Consider the following 15262-nt stretch of genomic DNA (forward strand, 5'->3'; position numbering starts at 1 on the left):
GCTCCTGTCCTCGGTCTCTCACTGTGCCTGCCCCGCCCGTCGATGGGGAAGGATGGGTTCATGCGCCTCTGGAGTCTCCACCCCCGATACCTCGACCGGCAGGGACTGACCGGGGGCTGGCGCGAGGCGCTGCTGGCCCAGGCCGTCCTGGCCGGACGCACCACGGGCTACCGCGCCCATCCCCAGCTCGTCCGGTTCCGGGCCCACCCGGACCCGGCGGCCGCCGTCGGGTCCTTCCTGCTGGTGCTGGCCGAGGAGGCCAGCGAGCGCGGCTACCGCTTCGACAGGTCCCGGATCGACCACCCGGGTGCCGCGGTGCCCCGCATCCGGGTGACGGACGGCCAGGTCGGCTACGAATGGCAGCACCTGCTGGCCAAGCTCGCCCAACGCGATCCCGGGCGCCTAGCCACCCTGTCCGGCCTCACCACCCCGGAGGTCCACCCCCTGTTCGAGGTGGTGTCCGGACCCGTCGAGGCGTGGGAGCGTCCGGTCTAACACCGCCGCGGCGTGCGCGTCGGCCCGGCAGGTCGACATGGGCACCTGCCCGAACGCGCTACGGGGCAGCGGGTCCCGGCAGATTCTGGCGGTGCGCGCCTCGTCCCAGTCGATGGACACGAACCACCCGCCCTCCTCCCGGGCGACGTCCCGGACACGGCCGACGGCACAGACCTCCTGCCGACGGGACAGGTAGGCCCAGATCCGGTCCCCGGCCCGCATCGTGCGGAAGCCGCTGCGCAGGCACCACCGGTCGATCGGCTGGGAGCGGCCGATCGCCGCCCAGACAGCGGTGGCGTCCGGCCGCTCGCGCCAGTCCGCAGGCAGGTGTTCCGCGTGGGCGGCCGGGTTGATGGGCAGCAGCCAGTGCGTGCGCCCGGATCCCTCGGCACTACCCATCGTGAGGTCCCTGCCGTGCTGGGAGGTCTCCGGGGCGCCGGAGCCGGACGGCCCACCGCTGCCAGGGGGGCATCCCGGCCCAGTTCAGGGACAGGGTCCGGAAGGCGCGGCGGAAACGGCGTCCGAGTTGGGCGGAGCCGCGCAGGGAGCGGGCGGAGACCCCCACCACGAGGCGGGGATCGGCGGCGATGATGCGGTGGGGGCCGAGGGCGAGGGCCAGGTCCAGGTCGTCGTGCACCTCCCGCTCGGTGCGGTGCACGCGGTCCCGGACGTCGTGCCACACCGCGCGGCGGATGGCCATGTTGGATCCCCACAGCGGGGGCCGTGCCGCGGCCGCAAAGCCCAGGGCGTAGTAGGCCCCCAGGTACGCCGCGGCCACCGGCGCACCCCAGTGCCGCGGCAGGTCCTCGAAGACGCCCCAGCCGGTGACCGCGGCGGCGTGCGGACGCCGCTCCAGGGCCGCGGCGATCGCCTCGAGCCAGCCGGCCGGGGGCAGCGAGTCCGCGTCGAGGCGGGCGATGACCGGGGCCTCGGCGGCGTCATAGCCGGTGGCGGCCGCGGCCCAGATCCCGATCCTCGGCTCCGCCAGCACGCGGGCGCCGTGCGCGGCGGCCACGGCCGCCGTGGCGTCACTGGAGGCGTTGTCCACCACGATCACCTCGGCCGGGGCCAGCGTCTGCCGCCCCAGGGCGCGCAGGCAGCGGTCCAGCAGCACGGCATCGTCCCGCGCCGGGATCACCACGCTGACCCGGCTCACGCGTCCCCGGCCCGCTGGACCAGCCGGCCCAGGAACACCCCGGCCAGCGCCGCGCCGAGCACCCCGGCCGTGAGGTCGCCGATCGTGTCCTCGTAGCCCACCTGGATGGCCGGGTCCAGGTACGTGTGGCCGAACCACTCGCCGGCCTCCCAGAGCACCGCCAGCAGGGACCCCGTCCCGGTGGTGAGCAGGATGCGGCCGGCCCGCGCTCCCTGGAGCGCGTCGGCGCCGCTCCCGTCCTCCGTGGTCAACCACCCGCGGCGCAGGACCACCGAGGCTGCCAGCGCGGCCAGCAGGCCGGTCACGATCAGGTGCATGGCCAGGTCCAGCCAGCCGATGAGCTGGTACGCGCCGACCAGGGCGGCCCAGGCCGCCGCCAGCAGCAGCGCCGCGGTGGCCGCCTGGGCCGAGGCGCGCAGCGGTGCCAGCCGCACCACGGTCTGGCCCAGCAGCACCAGGGCGAACAGGGCCACGGCCACCGGGCCCTCCCACCATCCGGCGACCATGCTGACCAGGCTCAGGACCGCCGCGGTGTCAGCGGTGATCCGGGCCGCCCGCGGGCCGTCCACCCGGAGCATGGCCCATCCCTCGCGGAACACCTCGGCGGCGGCCCGGGACCCGGTGGTGCCGCCCCGTACGGTCATGCCCGCATCGCCACCCAGATCAGCAACAGGGTCAGCAGGAATCCGGTCACCTGGTTCAGCCACAGGAAGCGCCGCCAGCCACGGTTCGCCTCCTCGCAGCGGGCATCCGGCAGGGCACGGTACGGCCAGATGCTCACCAGGTACGGCACCACCAACAGCCCGGCCAGCGCGCCGGGCCAGCCGGCCAGCACCATCACCAGCCCGGCGGCGGCGTAGAGCACGATTGCCGTCCGCACGGCGCCGCGGGCGCCCAGGGCGGTGGCGATCGAGCCGATGCCCGCCTCACGGTCCGCCGTGACGTCCTGCACCGCCCCGAAGGCCTGCGAGGCCATGCCCCAGAAGAAGAACGCGACCATCGAGGCCACCACGGGCAACGACGGCGGCGCCCCCGCCAGCGCGAGCCCGAACACGGCCGGCCCCACGAAGTGCGTGGAGGAGGTCATGGAGTCCAGCAGCGGCCGCTCCTTGAGCCGGATCCGCGGCGCGGAATAGCCCACGACGGCGGCCAGCACCACCGCGAGCACCACACCGGAGAGCACGGTGCCGGCCGCGAGCAGCCCCACCACGAATGGCAGCGCCAGCAGCACGGCCGAGATCAGGATCAGCCGGTGCCAGCGCGCGGCCAGCACGATCCCCTCGACCCCGCCCTTGCGGGGGTTGCGCAGGTCCGACTCGTAGTCGAAGACGTCGTTGATCCCGTACATCAGCAGGTTGTAGGGGAACAGGAAGAACACGGTGCCGAGGACCAGCCCGGCGGTGATGCCGCCGCCGGCCATCAGGTAGGCGGCGGCGAAGGGGTAGGCCGTGTTGACCCAGCTGATCGGCCGCGAGGAGCCCAGCAGCTGGCGGGCCCCCTCGGCCACGGCCGGGCGGTCCGCGACGGTGGTGCTCATGGGCGCTCCTCTCGGTCCGCCGGGCGGGCCTGCGGACGGATCGGCGCACGGACCGACGCACGGGCCGGCGACCCCTCCAGCAGCGCCGTCACCGAGGGCAGCAGCAGCCCGGCCGCCACGGGCCAGACGAGGTCCTCCACCGGCGCCAGGCCCACCCGCCACCCCGTGAGCAGCTCCTCGTCGTAGCGGAACAGGTCGGCGGCGATCATCACGTTGTCGAACACCACGGTCAGCACCAGCAGCGCCGCGATCGTCAGCCCGGTCGCGGCCCACCACCGTCCGTCCAGCCGCCGGCGCCACGTGGCGTAGGCGGCCACGGCCACGGGGACTGCCAGGAAGCATCCGGCGAGCGCGAGGTAGCTCATGGGCGCTCCTCCGAACCCGCCGCCGCACCAGCCGCCGGTCCTGCCACCGAACCGGCCGCGGATCCGGCGCCGGCGCGCGGTGCCGCCCGGCCGCCGTCGTACCCGGCGGAAGGCACCCGGCGCAGAACCAGCACCACGAGTCCGCGCAGCACGAGCGTCAGGTAGCACAGGAAGGTGATGAAGACGATCTCCTCCAGCGGCAGCTCCGGGGCGAGCATGATCCCGGTCATCCCGGCGCTCTGGCCCGCAGCGTAGTGCCCGGAGGCGATGGCGGCCAGGTCCCAGGCCAGGAAGAAGGCGATGCCGATCGCCACGGTGATCGCCCCGGCCCGCGGCGCCCGCCAGAGCACGAGGCGGAATCGGCGGTCCAGCAGCGCCATGCACGCGGTCGAGGCCAGGAGCGCGGCGAGGTAGAGGAACGCCGTCATGCCCGTCCCGTTCCGGCCAGCGCAGGCTCCGGCAGCGGGGCGGCCGAGTGGTCCCCGCGCAGCCGTTTGAGCAGGATCTCGGCGCTGATCAGGCACATCGGCAGCCCGATGCCGGGGATGGTGCTGGACCCGGCGTAGTACAGCCCCTCCACCCGCCTCGAGGCATTGCCGGCCCGGAAGAAGGCGCTCTGGGACAGCGTATGCGCCGGTCCGAGGATGCCGCCTCGCCAGGCGCCCAGGTCCTCGGCGAAGTCGGTCGGCCCCACGGTGCGGCGGACCACGATCCGCTCCGCCAGGTCCCCGACGCCGGCCCAGCGGGCCACCTGCGCGATGGCGGCATCGGCGATGGCCTCGATCGCGGGATCACCGCCGCCGTCGACTCCGCCCCGTCCCAGGTCCGGGTCTGCGGGCATCGGCACCAGGACGAAGAGGTTCTCGTGGCCGGCGGGGGCCACCCCCGGGTCAGTCGCGGAAGGCTTGCACACGTAGACGGAGGCCGGATCCGGCACGGTTCCGGCGGCGATCGCGGAGAAGTTGGCCCTCCAGTCCCGCGTGAAGAACAGGCTGTGGTGTGGCAGCTCGGGCAGTCCGCCGCGCACGCCCAGCATCACCAGGACCCCGCCGGGCCCGCTGGTGCGCTGGGCCCACCATTTCGCCGGATAGGTCTGCAGGTGACGCGGCAGCAGCGTCGTCTCGGTGTGGTGCAGGTCCGCGGCGGACACCACGACGTCGGCCGGCACCTCCCGTACGCCGCCGTCCGGTCCGAGGAGGCGGACGGCGGTGGTCCGGGCACGCGTTCGGCGCGCAGGAGTGGTCAGGATGGCGGTGGCGGCAGTGCCGGCATGCAGCCGGGCACCGGAGTCCTCAGCCAGGCGGACCATGACGTCCATGAGTTCGCCGAAGCCGCCCTGCGGGTACAGCACCCCGCCGGTGAGGTCGAGCGCGCTCATGAGGTGGTACATGGCCGGAGTCTGGTCCGGCGAGGAACCGAGGAAGACCGCCGGGTACCCCAGGATCTGCCGGATGCGCGGATCCGTGAAGCGGCGGGCCACGAACCGCTCCAGGGACTGCAGCAGCAGGGGTCCGAGCCGGTGGGCCTGGAGGGCGAGACTACGGGAGAGGAACGGCTTCACGGAGGTGAAGGAGGTGTACAGGAACCGCTCGATCGCCATGTCATAGGTGCCCTGCGCCGAGTCCAGGTACCGCTCCAGGGCACGACCGGCCCCCGGCTGCAGCGCCTCGAAGCGGGCGACGTTGGCGGCGCGGTCCGCCGCGATGTCCACCGGCTCCGGCCGGGTGGTGTGGCCCTGAGGGGCCTCGAAGAAGACCCGGTAGCCCGGGTCGAGGCGCTGCAGGTCCAGCTCTTCCGCCGCGGTGGTGCCGAGCAGACGGAAGAAGTGGTCGAAGACCTCGGGCATCAGGTACCAGGAGGGGCCCGTGTCGAAGCGGAAGCCTCCGGATTCCCAGGTGCCGGCCCTCCCGCCGAAGGAGTCGCGGGCCTCCACGAGGTCCACGGAGTATCCCTCCCGCGCGAGCAGGGCGGCCGAGGCCAGCCCGGAGATACCACCGCCGATGATCACGACGCGCTGCCCGTCACTCCGCGTGTTCCGCTCGCCGTTCATGCCGCCCGTCCCGCCATGGCCCGCAGCAGGATGAGGGCCTTCTCCGTGTCCGGCACCCGCACCCGGGTTCGCCGGATGTCCGCCGCCGGGGTCCGGCGCAACCGGCGGGACAGGGCGGCGAAGAGGTCATGGGCAGCCTGCACGGCCCGACGGCAACTCGAGGGCAGGTGCGGGATCGCCGCGGCGGCCGTGGCCAGGTCTGCGTCGATGCCTTCCAGCAGGGCGTTGCGGTGGGCGTCGGTGAACGTTGCCGGGTCGAGCCCGGGGAAGTAGGTGCGGCCGAGCACGTCGTGGTCATCCGCCAGGTCCCGCAGGAAGTTGACCTTCTGGAAGGCCGACCCCAGGCTGCGCGCGGCCGGGGCGAGGCGCTCGTAGGCCTGGGCGTCCCCGCCGGTGAAGACCTTCAGGCACATCAGCCCGACCACCTCGGCTGATCCGTAGACGTACTCGGACAGGCTCTGGCCGTCATGGGCGGAGCGCGTCAGGTCCGCCCGCATGGAGGCGAAGAACGGACCCACCAGGGAAGGGTCGATCCCGCGGTGCCGCGCCACCCCCGCGAAGGCATGGACCACCAGGTTGGCGCTGCGGGCGCAGTCCAACGCGCGGAGTGTCTCGGCCTCCAACCCCTCCAGGAGGCTCGACCGCAGGGCCGGGGTGAGGGCCGGATCCGGATCGTCCACGATCTCGTCGGCCACCCGCACCAGCGCGTAGATGCTGCGCACCTCGGAGCGGACCGGTTCCGCGAGCAGCCGAGTCGCCCAGCCGAACGATGTCGAATACCCGCTGATCACCTGCGCGGCGCTGGCCTGCGCCACCCGGTCATACCGGCTCACTGCCGTCGGTTCGGACGGTGCGGTCATCGTGTCACCACCATGCTCGGTTTCCGCGCTTCCCCGCCCGGCACGCGGACATCCCCGAGGGCCGGGGCTGCGGCGCCGCGGATCTGGACCACCAGGTCGGTGAGGACCCCCGCCAGTGCCCCGGGGATCGGGGACCGGGCCGCGTCCGCAAGCGCCTCGTCCAGGTGCCGGTCGGCCAGCTCCTGGACCGTGGCCCGCGCACCGCAGCGCTCGAGCAGGGTTCGAGCCCGGCCGGCGCCGTCATGGCCCAGGTCCGGGTCCCCGACGAACGGCCTCAGCGCCGCCCAGTCCGGAGTGCTTCGGGCGTGGGCCAGCAGCGCCGTGTGCTTCCCCTCACGCAGGTCAGTGAGCGCGCTCTTGCCGGTGCGCGTCTCATCGCCGAACACCCCGAGCAGGTCGTCCAGCAGCTGGAAGCCGATGCCGATGAGGCGGCCGATCCGGGCCAGGGCCGTGGTGACGGCCTCGGGCGCACCGGCCAGCATGGCGCCGGCCTGCAGCGGGAGCTGGAAGGAATAGACCGCGGTCTTCAACTCGGCCACACGGAGGGCCTCAGCCACGGTGGCCTCGCCGCCGTCCACCTGCAGTCCGAGCCGGACATCCGCCAGCTCGCCGGTGGCTGTGGCGTGGACGGTGTCCTCGAGCAGCTCCAGCAGGTGGTCCACCACCCGGTCCGGCGCCCCGCACCGGGCCACCATCCGGACCGCGGACACCAACGCCAGGTCACCGGCCAGGATGCCGGCTGCTTCACCGTAGTGGCGGGCCGTGGCCCGGTCCGCTCCCTGCGACCGGGCGCCGGCGGCGAAGGTCCCGGAGACGTTGAGGCGGCCCCGGCGCACGTCGTCCCCGTCGATTACGTCGTCATGGACCACGAAAGCCGTGTGCAGCACCTCCAGGGCCGCACCGACGCGTGCCACGGCGGACGCGGAGGTCCCGCCGAGGGCCTGGTGTGTGGAGACCACCAAATCCGGACGGAAGCGCTTGCCACCGCGGGACGCGCTGGAGAGTGCGGCCCAGAGTCCACGGTGGTCCTCCCCCAGGCGTCCGGAGCGCTCGAAGCCACTGTCCAGCAGCCGGCCCAGTTCGCCTTCCACGCCGGTCATGTCGTCTCCGCTTCCGTTGGCGGCAAGGACGTGCGGAGGCCGGGCAGCTGCTCAGCCATCCAGGGACTCACGGCCCAGGGGGCCAGTTCCACCAAGGACCCGAGTTCCGTCAGCGGGATCCACCGGTGGTCCATGGCCTCGTCCGGGTTGGGTCGCGGCGTTCCGGTGGTGCCGGCCGTGAACACCGGGCAGATCTCGTTCTCGACGACGCCGGAGGCGTCGACGGCGCGGTAGCGGAAGTCCGGCAGGACGCACTGGATGTCCCGGACCTCGAGGCCGAGCTCGTGGTCCGCGTACCGTTCGATCGCTTGGACGAAGGTCTCGCCCTGGCGGGGATGGCCGCAGAACGAATTGGTCCAGACGCCGGGCCACGCCACCTTCGCCAGGGCTCGGCGGGTGAGCAGGACATCACCGTCGGGACGGAAGACATAGCAGGAGAAGGCCAGGTGGAGCGGGGTGTCCTCGGTGTGGACCGTGGCCCGCGGAGCGAGTCCCTGCGGACGCCCCTGCTCGTCCACCAGGACCACGTGGTCCTCGTCCATGGTGTCCACGGTCATGCCCCTCAGCTCCCCTGCGTTCCTTGGTGGCGCCAGACTACTAGGTCATCTAACTAGCCTGGCTAGTGAATGCGACTGTAGCATCTGCCCCATGGCCAATCCATCGGTGTCCGGGCCCCCTTCCGCGGGGTACTGGTACGACGAAGCGGACTCGGCCGTCGCCCTGCTCCAGGCGCTGCGGCGGTTCCGCAGCCGAGACCAGGAGATGCGCCGGAGGATGGGCACGGACATGGCCCTGAACGCCACGGACATCGAGGCCCTCAGGTACGTGATCGCTCACGAGCTGGCCGAGGACCACCTGACGCCGCGTGAGCTGGCCAAGCACCTGCACATCTCCACCGCCTCCACGGCCAAGATGCTCAATCGTCTCTCCGAGTCAGGCCACCTGCAGCGGGCGCCGCACCCGGACGACCGCCGTTCGGTGATCGTGACGGCCACCGACCACGCCCACGCCGAGGTCCGGCAATGGCTGACCGGCATGCACCAGCGGATGCTCGAGGTGGCGCTCGCCGTTCCCGAAGGGTCCCGGCCGGCCCTGATCGGATTCCTGGAGTCCATGGCCAATTGCCTGGCTCCGGAAGGCGTGCCTGCGACCCCGGGCCGCCCCCGCGAGGACTGAGCAGATACATCGCTGCTCAGCCCCTGACATCGCCGAGTGGACGTGTACGACTGGGCGGGTCCGCCCCTCACCGCCACGTGCAGTCGCGGCCAGGGGACCGGGGCCGAGCGGCCCCGGTGACTCACCTCCAGAAAGAGGAACCAATGCTGAAGAAGATCTCTGACATGGGCATCAACTCTGACCACCTCTACATGGCCGGATTCGCCTCCATCGGCATGACCTTCATCTCGTGGGCCGCGTCCCGGGGCAAGAAGGGCGATTCGAAGTCGCAGTCCGACCGTTGGGGCCTGTTCGTCGGCGAGTGGACGCCGACATTCTTCGCCCTCGGCGTGGCACTCAAGCTCGAAGAGGGCGACCGCTCGCCCCTCAAGCGCTGAACCGCCACAGGCAATCGGCCGCTCCCCGCACCGACGGGGAGCGGCCGATTGCCTGCTGTGCGGCTCAGGCCTCGACATCATCCGCGGCGGCCAGGATGTTCTTCGCCATCGTGGGGAAGATCAGGGCGTGGAAGGGCTGGATGGCGCGCCAGTAGGCGCGGCCGAGCACCCCCGAGGGGAAGAAGACCGCACGTTGGCGCAGCCTGGACCCGCCGCCATCGGTCCCCTCGACCGCGAACTGCAGCCAGGCGCGCCCGCCGGCGCGCATCTCGGCCCGCAGCGTGACGGACCGCCCGGGGTCCACCGACTCCACCCGCCACCAGTCCACGTGGTCGTTGACCCGCAGGCGTTGCTCGTCCTTGCGCCCGCGGGCCAGCCCGTAGCCGCCCAGTGCCTGGTCCATCAGCCCGCGGATCCGCCACAGGGTCGGTGCCGAGTACCAGCCGTTGCGTCCGCCGATCGACTCCACCACCGCCCAGACGGCCTCCGGCGGGGCCTGCCCCTCGCGCTCCCGCTCGTCCGTGAACACCGTGTTGCCGGCCCACTCCGGGTCCGAGGGCAGCGGCTCCGCCGGATCCTGGGCCATCTCCGTCAGCACGTCGTCATCCCAGGTCTGGTCCAGCGGCCCGCGGCGCTGGCGCTCGATGGCCCGCCGGCAGGCCTCCCGGAATCCTGTCAGCCCGCCGGGCGGGTCCGGGATGAGGCCTGCGATCTCATGCTCGGTGGTGACGGCGTCCTCCGCCATCGAGGCCGCCAGCGGCATGGCGATCCCCCGCGGGATGGGCGTGACCAGGCCGATCCAGAAGCCGGAGAGGTGCTGGGCCGGAATCGGCAGGGGGTAGACCCGACGGCGGGACAGCCCGGCGACCTCGGCGTAGTCGGTCAGCATGGTGGCGAAACTCTGGTCCTGGCCGCAGCCGATGCCGAAGGACCGGTTGACGGGCTCGTCCAGGGCACAGGCGTGGGCGAGGTAGTAGAGCACGTCCCGGATGGCGACCGGCTCGATCCGGTTCTCCAGCCAGCTCGGTCCGGGCATCACGGGCAGCCGCTCGGCCAGGTGCCGGATCATCTCGAAGGACACGGAGCCGGATCCGATCACGACGCCGGCCTGGAACACCAGGGTGGGCACCTCGCCCTCCAGCAGGATCCGGGCCACCTGCTCTCGCGAGCGCATGTGGTCCGAGAGCTGCTCGAGCGGCTGGTCCGGGTGCAGCCCGCCCAGGAAGACCACCTGGGTCACCCCGGACTCCTCGGCGGCGGCGGCCACGGTGCGGGCCATCTCGGCCTCGCGGTCGATGAAGCCGGACCCCGACCCCATGGAGTGCACCAGGTACAGCACGGTGTGCACCTCCTGCATGGCGGTCCTGACGTCCCCGGCCTCCAGCAGGTCGGCCTGCACCTGCTCCACGTCCTCGGACCAGGGCCGGTCGGCGAGGTCGTCCACCGTCCGGGCGGTCGCCCGCACGGTGAACCCGGCCGCGAGCAGCTCCGGGATGAGCCGGCCGCCCACGTAGCCGGTGGCACCGGTGACGAGGACCCGGCGGCCGTGGCCTGCGGGCAGGGACAGTTCCAGGGGTGAGGTCGGTTCAGAGGTCATGGGGCCACGGTACGGGCGGGCGGGTCCCGGTGCGCGCCTCGGCCAGCTGGGAACTTCCCGTGCATCCGCTGCGGGACCGATGGCGGGCCTTGCCCCCTCCCCCACCGGTCGTGTTGGACTGGCGGAACCGCCCATCCACCATGGCGCGGACGCGAAGTATCACCGAGGAGGAACCATGAACGCCAGTGATCCCGTGAAGAACCTGCTGGAGAAGACCGAGAAGGCGGGGGTGGCCATGCTCGCCACCGCCGACTCCGAGGGACGGATCGTCAGCCGGCCCATGGCCGTCCAGGAGATCGAGGAGGACCACACCATCTGGTTCATCACCCGCGTCAGCACGCCGAAGATCGGTGAGGTCTCCGGCAGCCAGCCGGTCAACGTGACCGTGGCCGAGAAGGGCTTCTGGGCCTCCATCACCGGCACCGCCACCGTGGAGGGGGACGTGGAGCGCAAGAAACGGTACTGGTCCAAGACCACCGAGGCGTTCTTCGGCGAGTCGAAGCCCGAGGACCCGGACATCGTGCTGCTGAAGGTCGACCCGGACTCCGGGGAGTACTGGGACTCCCCCGGCCTGCCGGCCACCGCGGTGGAGGTCATCAAGGGCATGGTCGGTGACAAGCCGGCGCACCCCGGGGAGAACACCACCGTCCAGCTGTGACGGGCCCGGCTCAGCCTTGAGGCGCTCAGCCGTGTGGCGCCCGGGGACGTCCGTCAGCGGCGCACCGTGAACCGCAGGTGGAAGGGGCTGAGCGTTCCCGGGAGCCGGCCGGTGTCCAGCGGCCCCTCCGCCGTGAACCGCCGCTGGCCCACCAGCTCCCCGAGCACGCGGCTGGCCGTGAGCAGCACGACGTTGCGTCCCGGGCACATCCCGGGCCCGCCGCTGAAGGGCACGAGCGGCCAGTCTCGGTCATCCCGGTCTCCCGACCACAGCTCAGGGCTGAACCGGTGGGCCTCCGGCAGGGTCTGGTCGTCGCGGTGGAAGAACGGCGCGAAGACCACCACTCCGGCCCCGGCCGGCAGGGTGCCGTTGCGCCACGCGGTGTCGGCGGTGCTGTCCCGCAGGATCAGCGGGGTGGTGGGCCACAGGCGCAGCGATTCGAGCACGGCGGCGCGAGCCAGGGGCTGGTCCCGGGGCCCGCACGGCCCCGCCGGCCCGGCCGACGTCGGCCCCTGCTGTCCCAGCTCGGAGCGCACCTGGTCCTCGGCGCCGGGATGGGACACCAGCAGCGCCAGGGCCCGGAAGGTCGCCCAGGACTCGGCGTCGAAGGCGAAGAGCCACTGCGGGATCTGCTGGAGGGGCTCGGTGCCCTCCGGGGCGGGGGTCTGCGCGACTATCGCGGCCAGGCTGCCCGGCTCCGCCCGGTCCACGTAGTGCTGCAGCCGCCCGAGGAACCGCTCGCGGCGGCCCCGGTCCTGCGGGGCCAGGTAGGAGAAGTTGCCGCGCGCGCGCAGTCGCCGGAGGTCGTCGGTGACCTGGTCGTCGTCACGGGCGCCCTGGCCCAGCACGATGCTCCGGACCATGCGCTGCCACATCAAGGCGAAGCCGTCCCAGTCCAGGGCGCCGGTGAAGTCCGCGTGGCCCAGCAGCGCGGAGACCTCCTCGGCGATGATGGCCGTCATGGTCTCCGCGTGGCGGTGGACGGGCCGGTCGGTCTGCAGGACCTGCTCGTTGAACGGCCGGCGGGTCAGCCGCTGCTGCGGGGTGGACACCAGCGAACCGGACGGCTCGAAGTGGTTCAACGCCCCGCGCTTCTCCAGGCTGGCCGGCGAGAACGGCTCCGGTCCCTCGTTCAGGACCCGGTGCACGTCCTCGGGGTCCAGCAGCAGGGCGAGCCGGCGGCCGGGGATCCGCAGCTGCACCGGGCCGGCGCCATGGCGGGAACGCAGGCGCTGCATCTCGGCGACCCCGGCCGAGTCGAGGTCGATACTCTCGGCCGCGCCGACCATGGCGGGCCGCCTGACGATCGGTCCCTTGAGCACCGGGCTGAGCAGGACGCGGCCGAGGACCCGGAGGCTGTCCACGGGTCCGAGGGTCGGAATGTCGGTCGAGGCCGGGGATGGGGACGGGGACTGCATCGCGCGGGGCATGCGTGCCACCCTTCCACGGCGGCCCGCGTGAGCCAAGACCCCGGGCGGGACCATCGTTCCGGAGGCCGGGCTAGACCAGTTATCGGCCAGTAACTAGACTCGCTCTCGGCCGCCCCTGGTGATCCAGATCACCCCGCTGACAGGAGTCCCATGAACACCCAGTTGTCCCATGACCACGGCGAGACGACCACACCGCTGCTGGAGGAGACCATCGGCGCCAACCTGGCCCGCACCGTCGCCGCCTTCGGCGAGCGCGAGGCGCTCGTGGAGGTCCCCACCGGGAGGCGCTGGACCTACGCGGGGTTCGCGGCCGACGTCGACCGTCTGGCCACCGGGCTGCTGGAGGTGGGGCTGGAACCGGGCGACCGGCTCGGGATCTGGGCGCCGAACCTGGCCGAGTGGACGCTGACGCAGTACGCGACGGCGCGGATCGGCGTCATCCTGGTGACCATCAATCCGGCGTACCGCACGGAGGAGCTGCAGTACGTGCTCAACCAGTCCGGCATCCGCACGGTGGTGGCCGCGAGCGCGTTCAAGTCCAGCGACTATGAGGCGATGCTGGACTCCGTCCGCGGCGAGTGCCCGGAGCTGCAGGACGTGGTGATCATCGGCAGCGGCGCCTGGGACGCGCTGGCGGGCACGGCCGCGGATGCGGAGCGCCTGGACCGGGTGTCCGCAGGCCTGAGCCCGGAGGATCCGATCAACATCCAGTACACCTCCGGCACCACCGGTTTCCCCAAAGGCGCCACCCTCACGCACCGCAACATCCTCAACAACGGCTTCTTCGTGGGCGAGCGCGTGAACTACACGGAGGCGGACCGGGTCTGCATCCCCGTGCCCTTCTACCACTGCTTCGGCATGGTCATGGGCAACCTCGCCTGCACCACCCACGGCGCCGCCATGGTCATCCCGGCGCCGGGCTTCGGACCCGCCGAGACGCTGCACGCCGTGGCCACCGAACGCTGCACCTCCCTGTACGGCGTGCCCACCATGTTCATCGCCGAGCTCGGCCTGGACGACTTCGGCTCCTACGACCTGTCCACCCTGCGCACCGGCATCATGGCCGGCTCCCCCTGCCCGGAGCACGTGATGCGCCAAGTGATCGAGCAGATGAACATGTCAGATGTGTCCATCTGCTACGGCATGACGGAGACCTCCCCGGTCTCCCTCCAGACCACGACGTCGGACAGCCTCGACCAGCGCGTCAGCACCGTCGGGCGCGTGGGGCCTCATCTCGAGGTCAAGATCGTGGACCCCGGCACGGGCGAGGTCACCCCACGCGGCGAGGCTGGGGAGCTGCTGACCCTGGGCTACTCCGTGATGACGGGGTACTGGAACGATCCGGAGAAGACCGCCGAGGCCATCGACGCCGAGGGCTGGATGCACACCGGGGATATCGGCGTGATGGACCCGGACGGCTACGTGCAGATCACCGGACGCATCAAGGACATGGTCATCCGCGGCGGGGAGAACATCTACCCGCGCGAGATCGAGGAGTTCCTCTACACGCACCCGGACATCATCGACGCGCAGGTGGTGGGGGTGCCGGACGAGAGGTTCGGCGAGGAGCTCATGGCCTGGATCCGCCTGCGCGAGGGGGCGACGGCCCCGTCGGCGGCCGCGCTCAAGGAGTTCTGCAGCGGGAAGATCGCCCACTACAAGGTCCCGCGCTATGTCCAGGTGATCGAGGAGTTCCCCATGACCGTGACCGGCAAGGTCCGCAAGGTGGACCTGCGCAACCAGGCGATGGACCTGCTGGCGAGTCCGGCCGCGGGCCCGAGCCAGCCATGATGAGCACCTCCGCCGCATTCCGCGTGGAGGCCGAGGACCTGGACCGTCTGGTGGCAGGCCTCGGCGAGGACGGCTGGCTCCGGGATACCCCGGCACCCGGATGGACCATCGCCCATCAGATCGGGCACCTGGCCTGGACCGACGAGGTGGCGCTGCAGGCGCTGATCGATCCGGAGGCCTTCGCGGACCAGACCGAGGCCGTCCGGCGGTCCTTCCGCCATGTCGACATCTCCGCAGGCCATCGCGCCGCCCTGGCCCGGGACGAGCTGCTGGCCGGCTGGCGCGAGGGACGCACGCGCTTGGCCGATGCGCTGGACGCGGCCGGCCCGGACGCCACGGTGCCCTGGTTCGGCCCGCCCATGCGCCCGCGCTCCATGGCCACCGCCCGCCTGATGGAGACGTGGGCCCATGGCCAGGACGTCGCCGATGCCCTGGGGGTGCAGCGCACGCCGACCGACCGGCTGCGGGACATCTGCCACCTAGGGTACGCACCCGTGACTTCGCCCACCGCATCAACGGCCACGAGCCGCCCGCCCACGAGTTCCGCCTCGAGCTGCTGTCCCCCTCCGGTGAGACCTGGACGTGGGGCCCTGAGGACGGCCCGGACCGCATCACCGGCAGCGCCGAGGACTTCTGCCTCGTCGTCGCCCAGCGCCGGGACCTGACGGAC

Annotated in this window: 18 protein-coding genes; 6 read left to right on the forward strand and 12 right to left on the reverse strand. The window is 72.2% G+C overall.

From position 1 onward, the window contains the following. The first annotated feature begins 60 nt into the window (after positions 1-60). On the forward strand, positions 61-495 hold the full coding sequence (locus RE421_RS01310) for a pyrimidine dimer DNA glycosylase/endonuclease V (RefSeq protein WP_309813047.1): 435 nt from the start codon (positions 61-63) through the stop codon (positions 493-495). Here the strand turns inward: RE421_RS01310 and RE421_RS01315 are convergent. The 10 genes from RE421_RS01315 to idi are packed head-to-tail and all read right to left on the reverse strand — an operon-like array spanning position 403 to position 8120. Next, the gene (locus RE421_RS01315; protein WP_309813049.1) at positions 403-894 is read right to left on the reverse strand and encodes a hypothetical protein; all 492 of its coding nucleotides are present in this window, start codon (positions 892-894) and stop codon (positions 403-405) included. The genes RE421_RS01310 and RE421_RS01315 overlap by 93 nt on opposite strands. After that, a complete protein-coding gene (locus tag RE421_RS01320) occupies positions 887-1651 on the reverse strand; it encodes a glycosyltransferase family 2 protein (protein ID WP_309813050.1) in 765 nt (254 codons plus the stop codon). Before RE421_RS01320 ends, RE421_RS01315 begins: the two co-directional genes overlap by 8 nt. Then, on the reverse strand, positions 1648-2295 hold the full coding sequence (locus RE421_RS01325; RefSeq protein ID WP_309813053.1) for a hypothetical protein: 648 nt from the start codon (positions 2293-2295) through the stop codon (positions 1648-1650). Before RE421_RS01325 ends, RE421_RS01320 begins: the two co-directional genes overlap by 4 nt. Beyond that, positions 2292-3188 (reverse strand): prenyltransferase, encoded by an 897-nt coding sequence (locus RE421_RS01330; RefSeq protein ID WP_309813055.1) that lies wholly within the window; start codon positions 3186-3188, stop codon positions 2292-2294. The genes RE421_RS01325 and RE421_RS01330 overlap by 4 nt, the downstream gene beginning before the upstream one ends. Further along, positions 3185-3553, reverse strand: coding sequence for a lycopene cyclase domain-containing protein (locus RE421_RS01335; RefSeq protein WP_309813058.1), 369 nt, complete (start codon positions 3551-3553; stop codon positions 3185-3187). Before RE421_RS01335 ends, RE421_RS01330 begins: the two co-directional genes overlap by 4 nt. Further along, complete coding sequence (locus tag RE421_RS01340; RefSeq protein WP_309813060.1) at positions 3550-3981, reverse strand: lycopene cyclase domain-containing protein; 432 nt, start codon at positions 3979-3981, stop codon at positions 3550-3552. Before RE421_RS01340 ends, RE421_RS01335 begins: the two co-directional genes overlap by 4 nt. Then, complete coding sequence (crtI, locus tag RE421_RS01345) at positions 3978-5603, reverse strand: phytoene desaturase family protein (protein WP_309813063.1); 1626 nt, start codon at positions 5601-5603, stop codon at positions 3978-3980. Before crtI ends, RE421_RS01340 begins: the two co-directional genes overlap by 4 nt. Beyond that, on the reverse strand, positions 5600-6463 hold the full coding sequence (locus tag RE421_RS01350; RefSeq protein ID WP_309813067.1) for a squalene/phytoene synthase family protein: 864 nt from the start codon (positions 6461-6463) through the stop codon (positions 5600-5602). The genes crtI and RE421_RS01350 overlap by 4 nt, the downstream gene beginning before the upstream one ends. Then, the gene (locus tag RE421_RS01355) at positions 6460-7563 is read right to left on the reverse strand and encodes a polyprenyl synthetase family protein (protein ID WP_309813069.1); all 1104 of its coding nucleotides are present in this window, start codon (positions 7561-7563) and stop codon (positions 6460-6462) included. Before RE421_RS01355 ends, RE421_RS01350 begins: the two co-directional genes overlap by 4 nt. Continuing rightward, positions 7560-8120, reverse strand: a complete 561-nt coding sequence (gene idi, locus RE421_RS01360) for an isopentenyl-diphosphate Delta-isomerase (protein ID WP_309813072.1) — start codon at positions 8118-8120, stop codon at positions 7560-7562. The genes RE421_RS01355 and idi overlap by 4 nt, the downstream gene beginning before the upstream one ends. 91 nt (positions 8121-8211) lie before the next feature. On the opposite strand from idi, the gene RE421_RS01365 reads away from it, so the two are divergent. Further along, entirely contained in the window at positions 8212-8739 is a 528-nt protein-coding gene (locus RE421_RS01365) for a MarR family transcriptional regulator (protein ID WP_309813076.1), read from the forward strand. Between the two features lie 143 nt (positions 8740-8882). After that, positions 8883-9116, forward strand: a complete 234-nt coding sequence (locus tag RE421_RS01370; RefSeq protein ID WP_309813079.1) for a hypothetical protein — start codon at positions 8883-8885, stop codon at positions 9114-9116. Between the two features lie 64 nt (positions 9117-9180). On the opposite strand, the gene RE421_RS01375 is transcribed toward RE421_RS01370, so the two are convergent. After that, a complete protein-coding gene (locus RE421_RS01375; RefSeq protein ID WP_309813082.1) occupies positions 9181-10713 on the reverse strand; it encodes an SDR family oxidoreductase in 1533 nt (510 codons plus the stop codon). Between the two features lie 175 nt (positions 10714-10888). On the opposite strand from RE421_RS01375, the gene RE421_RS01380 reads away from it, so the two are divergent. Beyond that, positions 10889-11371 carry a pyridoxamine 5'-phosphate oxidase family protein gene (locus RE421_RS01380; protein ID WP_309813086.1) on the forward strand — a complete coding sequence of 161 codons (483 nt, stop codon included), beginning with the start codon at positions 10889-10891 and terminating at the stop codon, positions 11369-11371. Positions 11372-11424: 53 nt separating this feature from the next. Here RE421_RS01380 and RE421_RS01385 read toward each other — a convergent pair whose 3' ends face one another. Further along, positions 11425-12735, reverse strand: coding sequence for a cytochrome P450 (locus RE421_RS01385; RefSeq protein WP_309813089.1), 1311 nt, complete (start codon positions 12733-12735; stop codon positions 11425-11427). A 216-nt stretch (positions 12736-12951) separates the two neighbouring features. Between RE421_RS01385 and RE421_RS01390 the strand changes: the two genes are divergently transcribed. Next, on the forward strand, positions 12952-14592 hold the full coding sequence (locus RE421_RS01390; protein WP_309813092.1) for an AMP-binding protein: 1641 nt from the start codon (positions 12952-12954) through the stop codon (positions 14590-14592). Continuing rightward, complete coding sequence (locus tag RE421_RS01395) at positions 14592-15257, forward strand: maleylpyruvate isomerase family mycothiol-dependent enzyme (RefSeq protein WP_309813096.1); 666 nt, start codon at positions 14592-14594, stop codon at positions 15255-15257. Before RE421_RS01390 ends, RE421_RS01395 begins: the two co-directional genes overlap by 1 nt. The last annotated feature ends 5 nt before the right edge of the window (positions 15258-15262 follow it).

Source organism: Citricoccus sp. I39-566 (assembly GCF_031432995.1).
Taxonomy (GTDB): Bacteria; Actinomycetota; Actinomycetes; order Actinomycetales; family Micrococcaceae; genus Citricoccus; species Citricoccus nitrophenolicus_A.

Coding starts and splice junctions, on each gene's coding strand:
- RE421_RS01310 (WP_309813047.1), top strand. CDS start 61: ATGCGCCTCTGGAGTCTCCACCCCCGATACCTCGACCGGCAGGGACTG.
- RE421_RS01315 (WP_309813049.1), bottom strand. CDS start 894: ATGGGTAGTGCCGAGGGATCCGGGCGCACGCACTGGCTGCTGCCCATC.
- RE421_RS01325 (WP_309813053.1), bottom strand. CDS start 2,295: ATGACCGTACGGGGCGGCACCACCGGGTCCCGGGCCGCCGCCGAGGTG.
- RE421_RS01330 (WP_309813055.1), bottom strand. CDS start 3,188: ATGAGCACCACCGTCGCGGACCGCCCGGCCGTGGCCGAGGGGGCCCGC.
- RE421_RS01335 (WP_309813058.1), bottom strand. CDS start 3,553: ATGAGCTACCTCGCGCTCGCCGGATGCTTCCTGGCAGTCCCCGTGGCC.
- RE421_RS01340 (WP_309813060.1), bottom strand. CDS start 3,981: ATGACGGCGTTCCTCTACCTCGCCGCGCTCCTGGCCTCGACCGCGTGC.
- crtI (WP_309813063.1), bottom strand. CDS start 5,603: ATGAACGGCGAGCGGAACACGCGGAGTGACGGGCAGCGCGTCGTGATC.
- RE421_RS01350 (WP_309813067.1), bottom strand. CDS start 6,463: ATGACCGCACCGTCCGAACCGACGGCAGTGAGCCGGTATGACCGGGTG.
- RE421_RS01355 (WP_309813069.1), bottom strand. CDS start 7,563: ATGACCGGCGTGGAAGGCGAACTGGGCCGGCTGCTGGACAGTGGCTTC.
- idi (WP_309813072.1), bottom strand. CDS start 8,120: ATGACCGTGGACACCATGGACGAGGACCACGTGGTCCTGGTGGACGAG.
- RE421_RS01365 (WP_309813076.1), top strand. CDS start 8,212: ATGGCCAATCCATCGGTGTCCGGGCCCCCTTCCGCGGGGTACTGGTAC.
- RE421_RS01370 (WP_309813079.1), top strand. CDS start 8,883: ATGCTGAAGAAGATCTCTGACATGGGCATCAACTCTGACCACCTCTAC.
- RE421_RS01375 (WP_309813082.1), bottom strand. CDS start 10,713: ATGACCTCTGAACCGACCTCACCCCTGGAACTGTCCCTGCCCGCAGGC.
- RE421_RS01380 (WP_309813086.1), top strand. CDS start 10,889: ATGAACGCCAGTGATCCCGTGAAGAACCTGCTGGAGAAGACCGAGAAG.
- RE421_RS01390 (WP_309813092.1), top strand. CDS start 12,952: ATGAACACCCAGTTGTCCCATGACCACGGCGAGACGACCACACCGCTG.
- RE421_RS01395 (WP_309813096.1), top strand. CDS start 14,592: ATGAGCACCTCCGCCGCATTCCGCGTGGAGGCCGAGGACCTGGACCGT.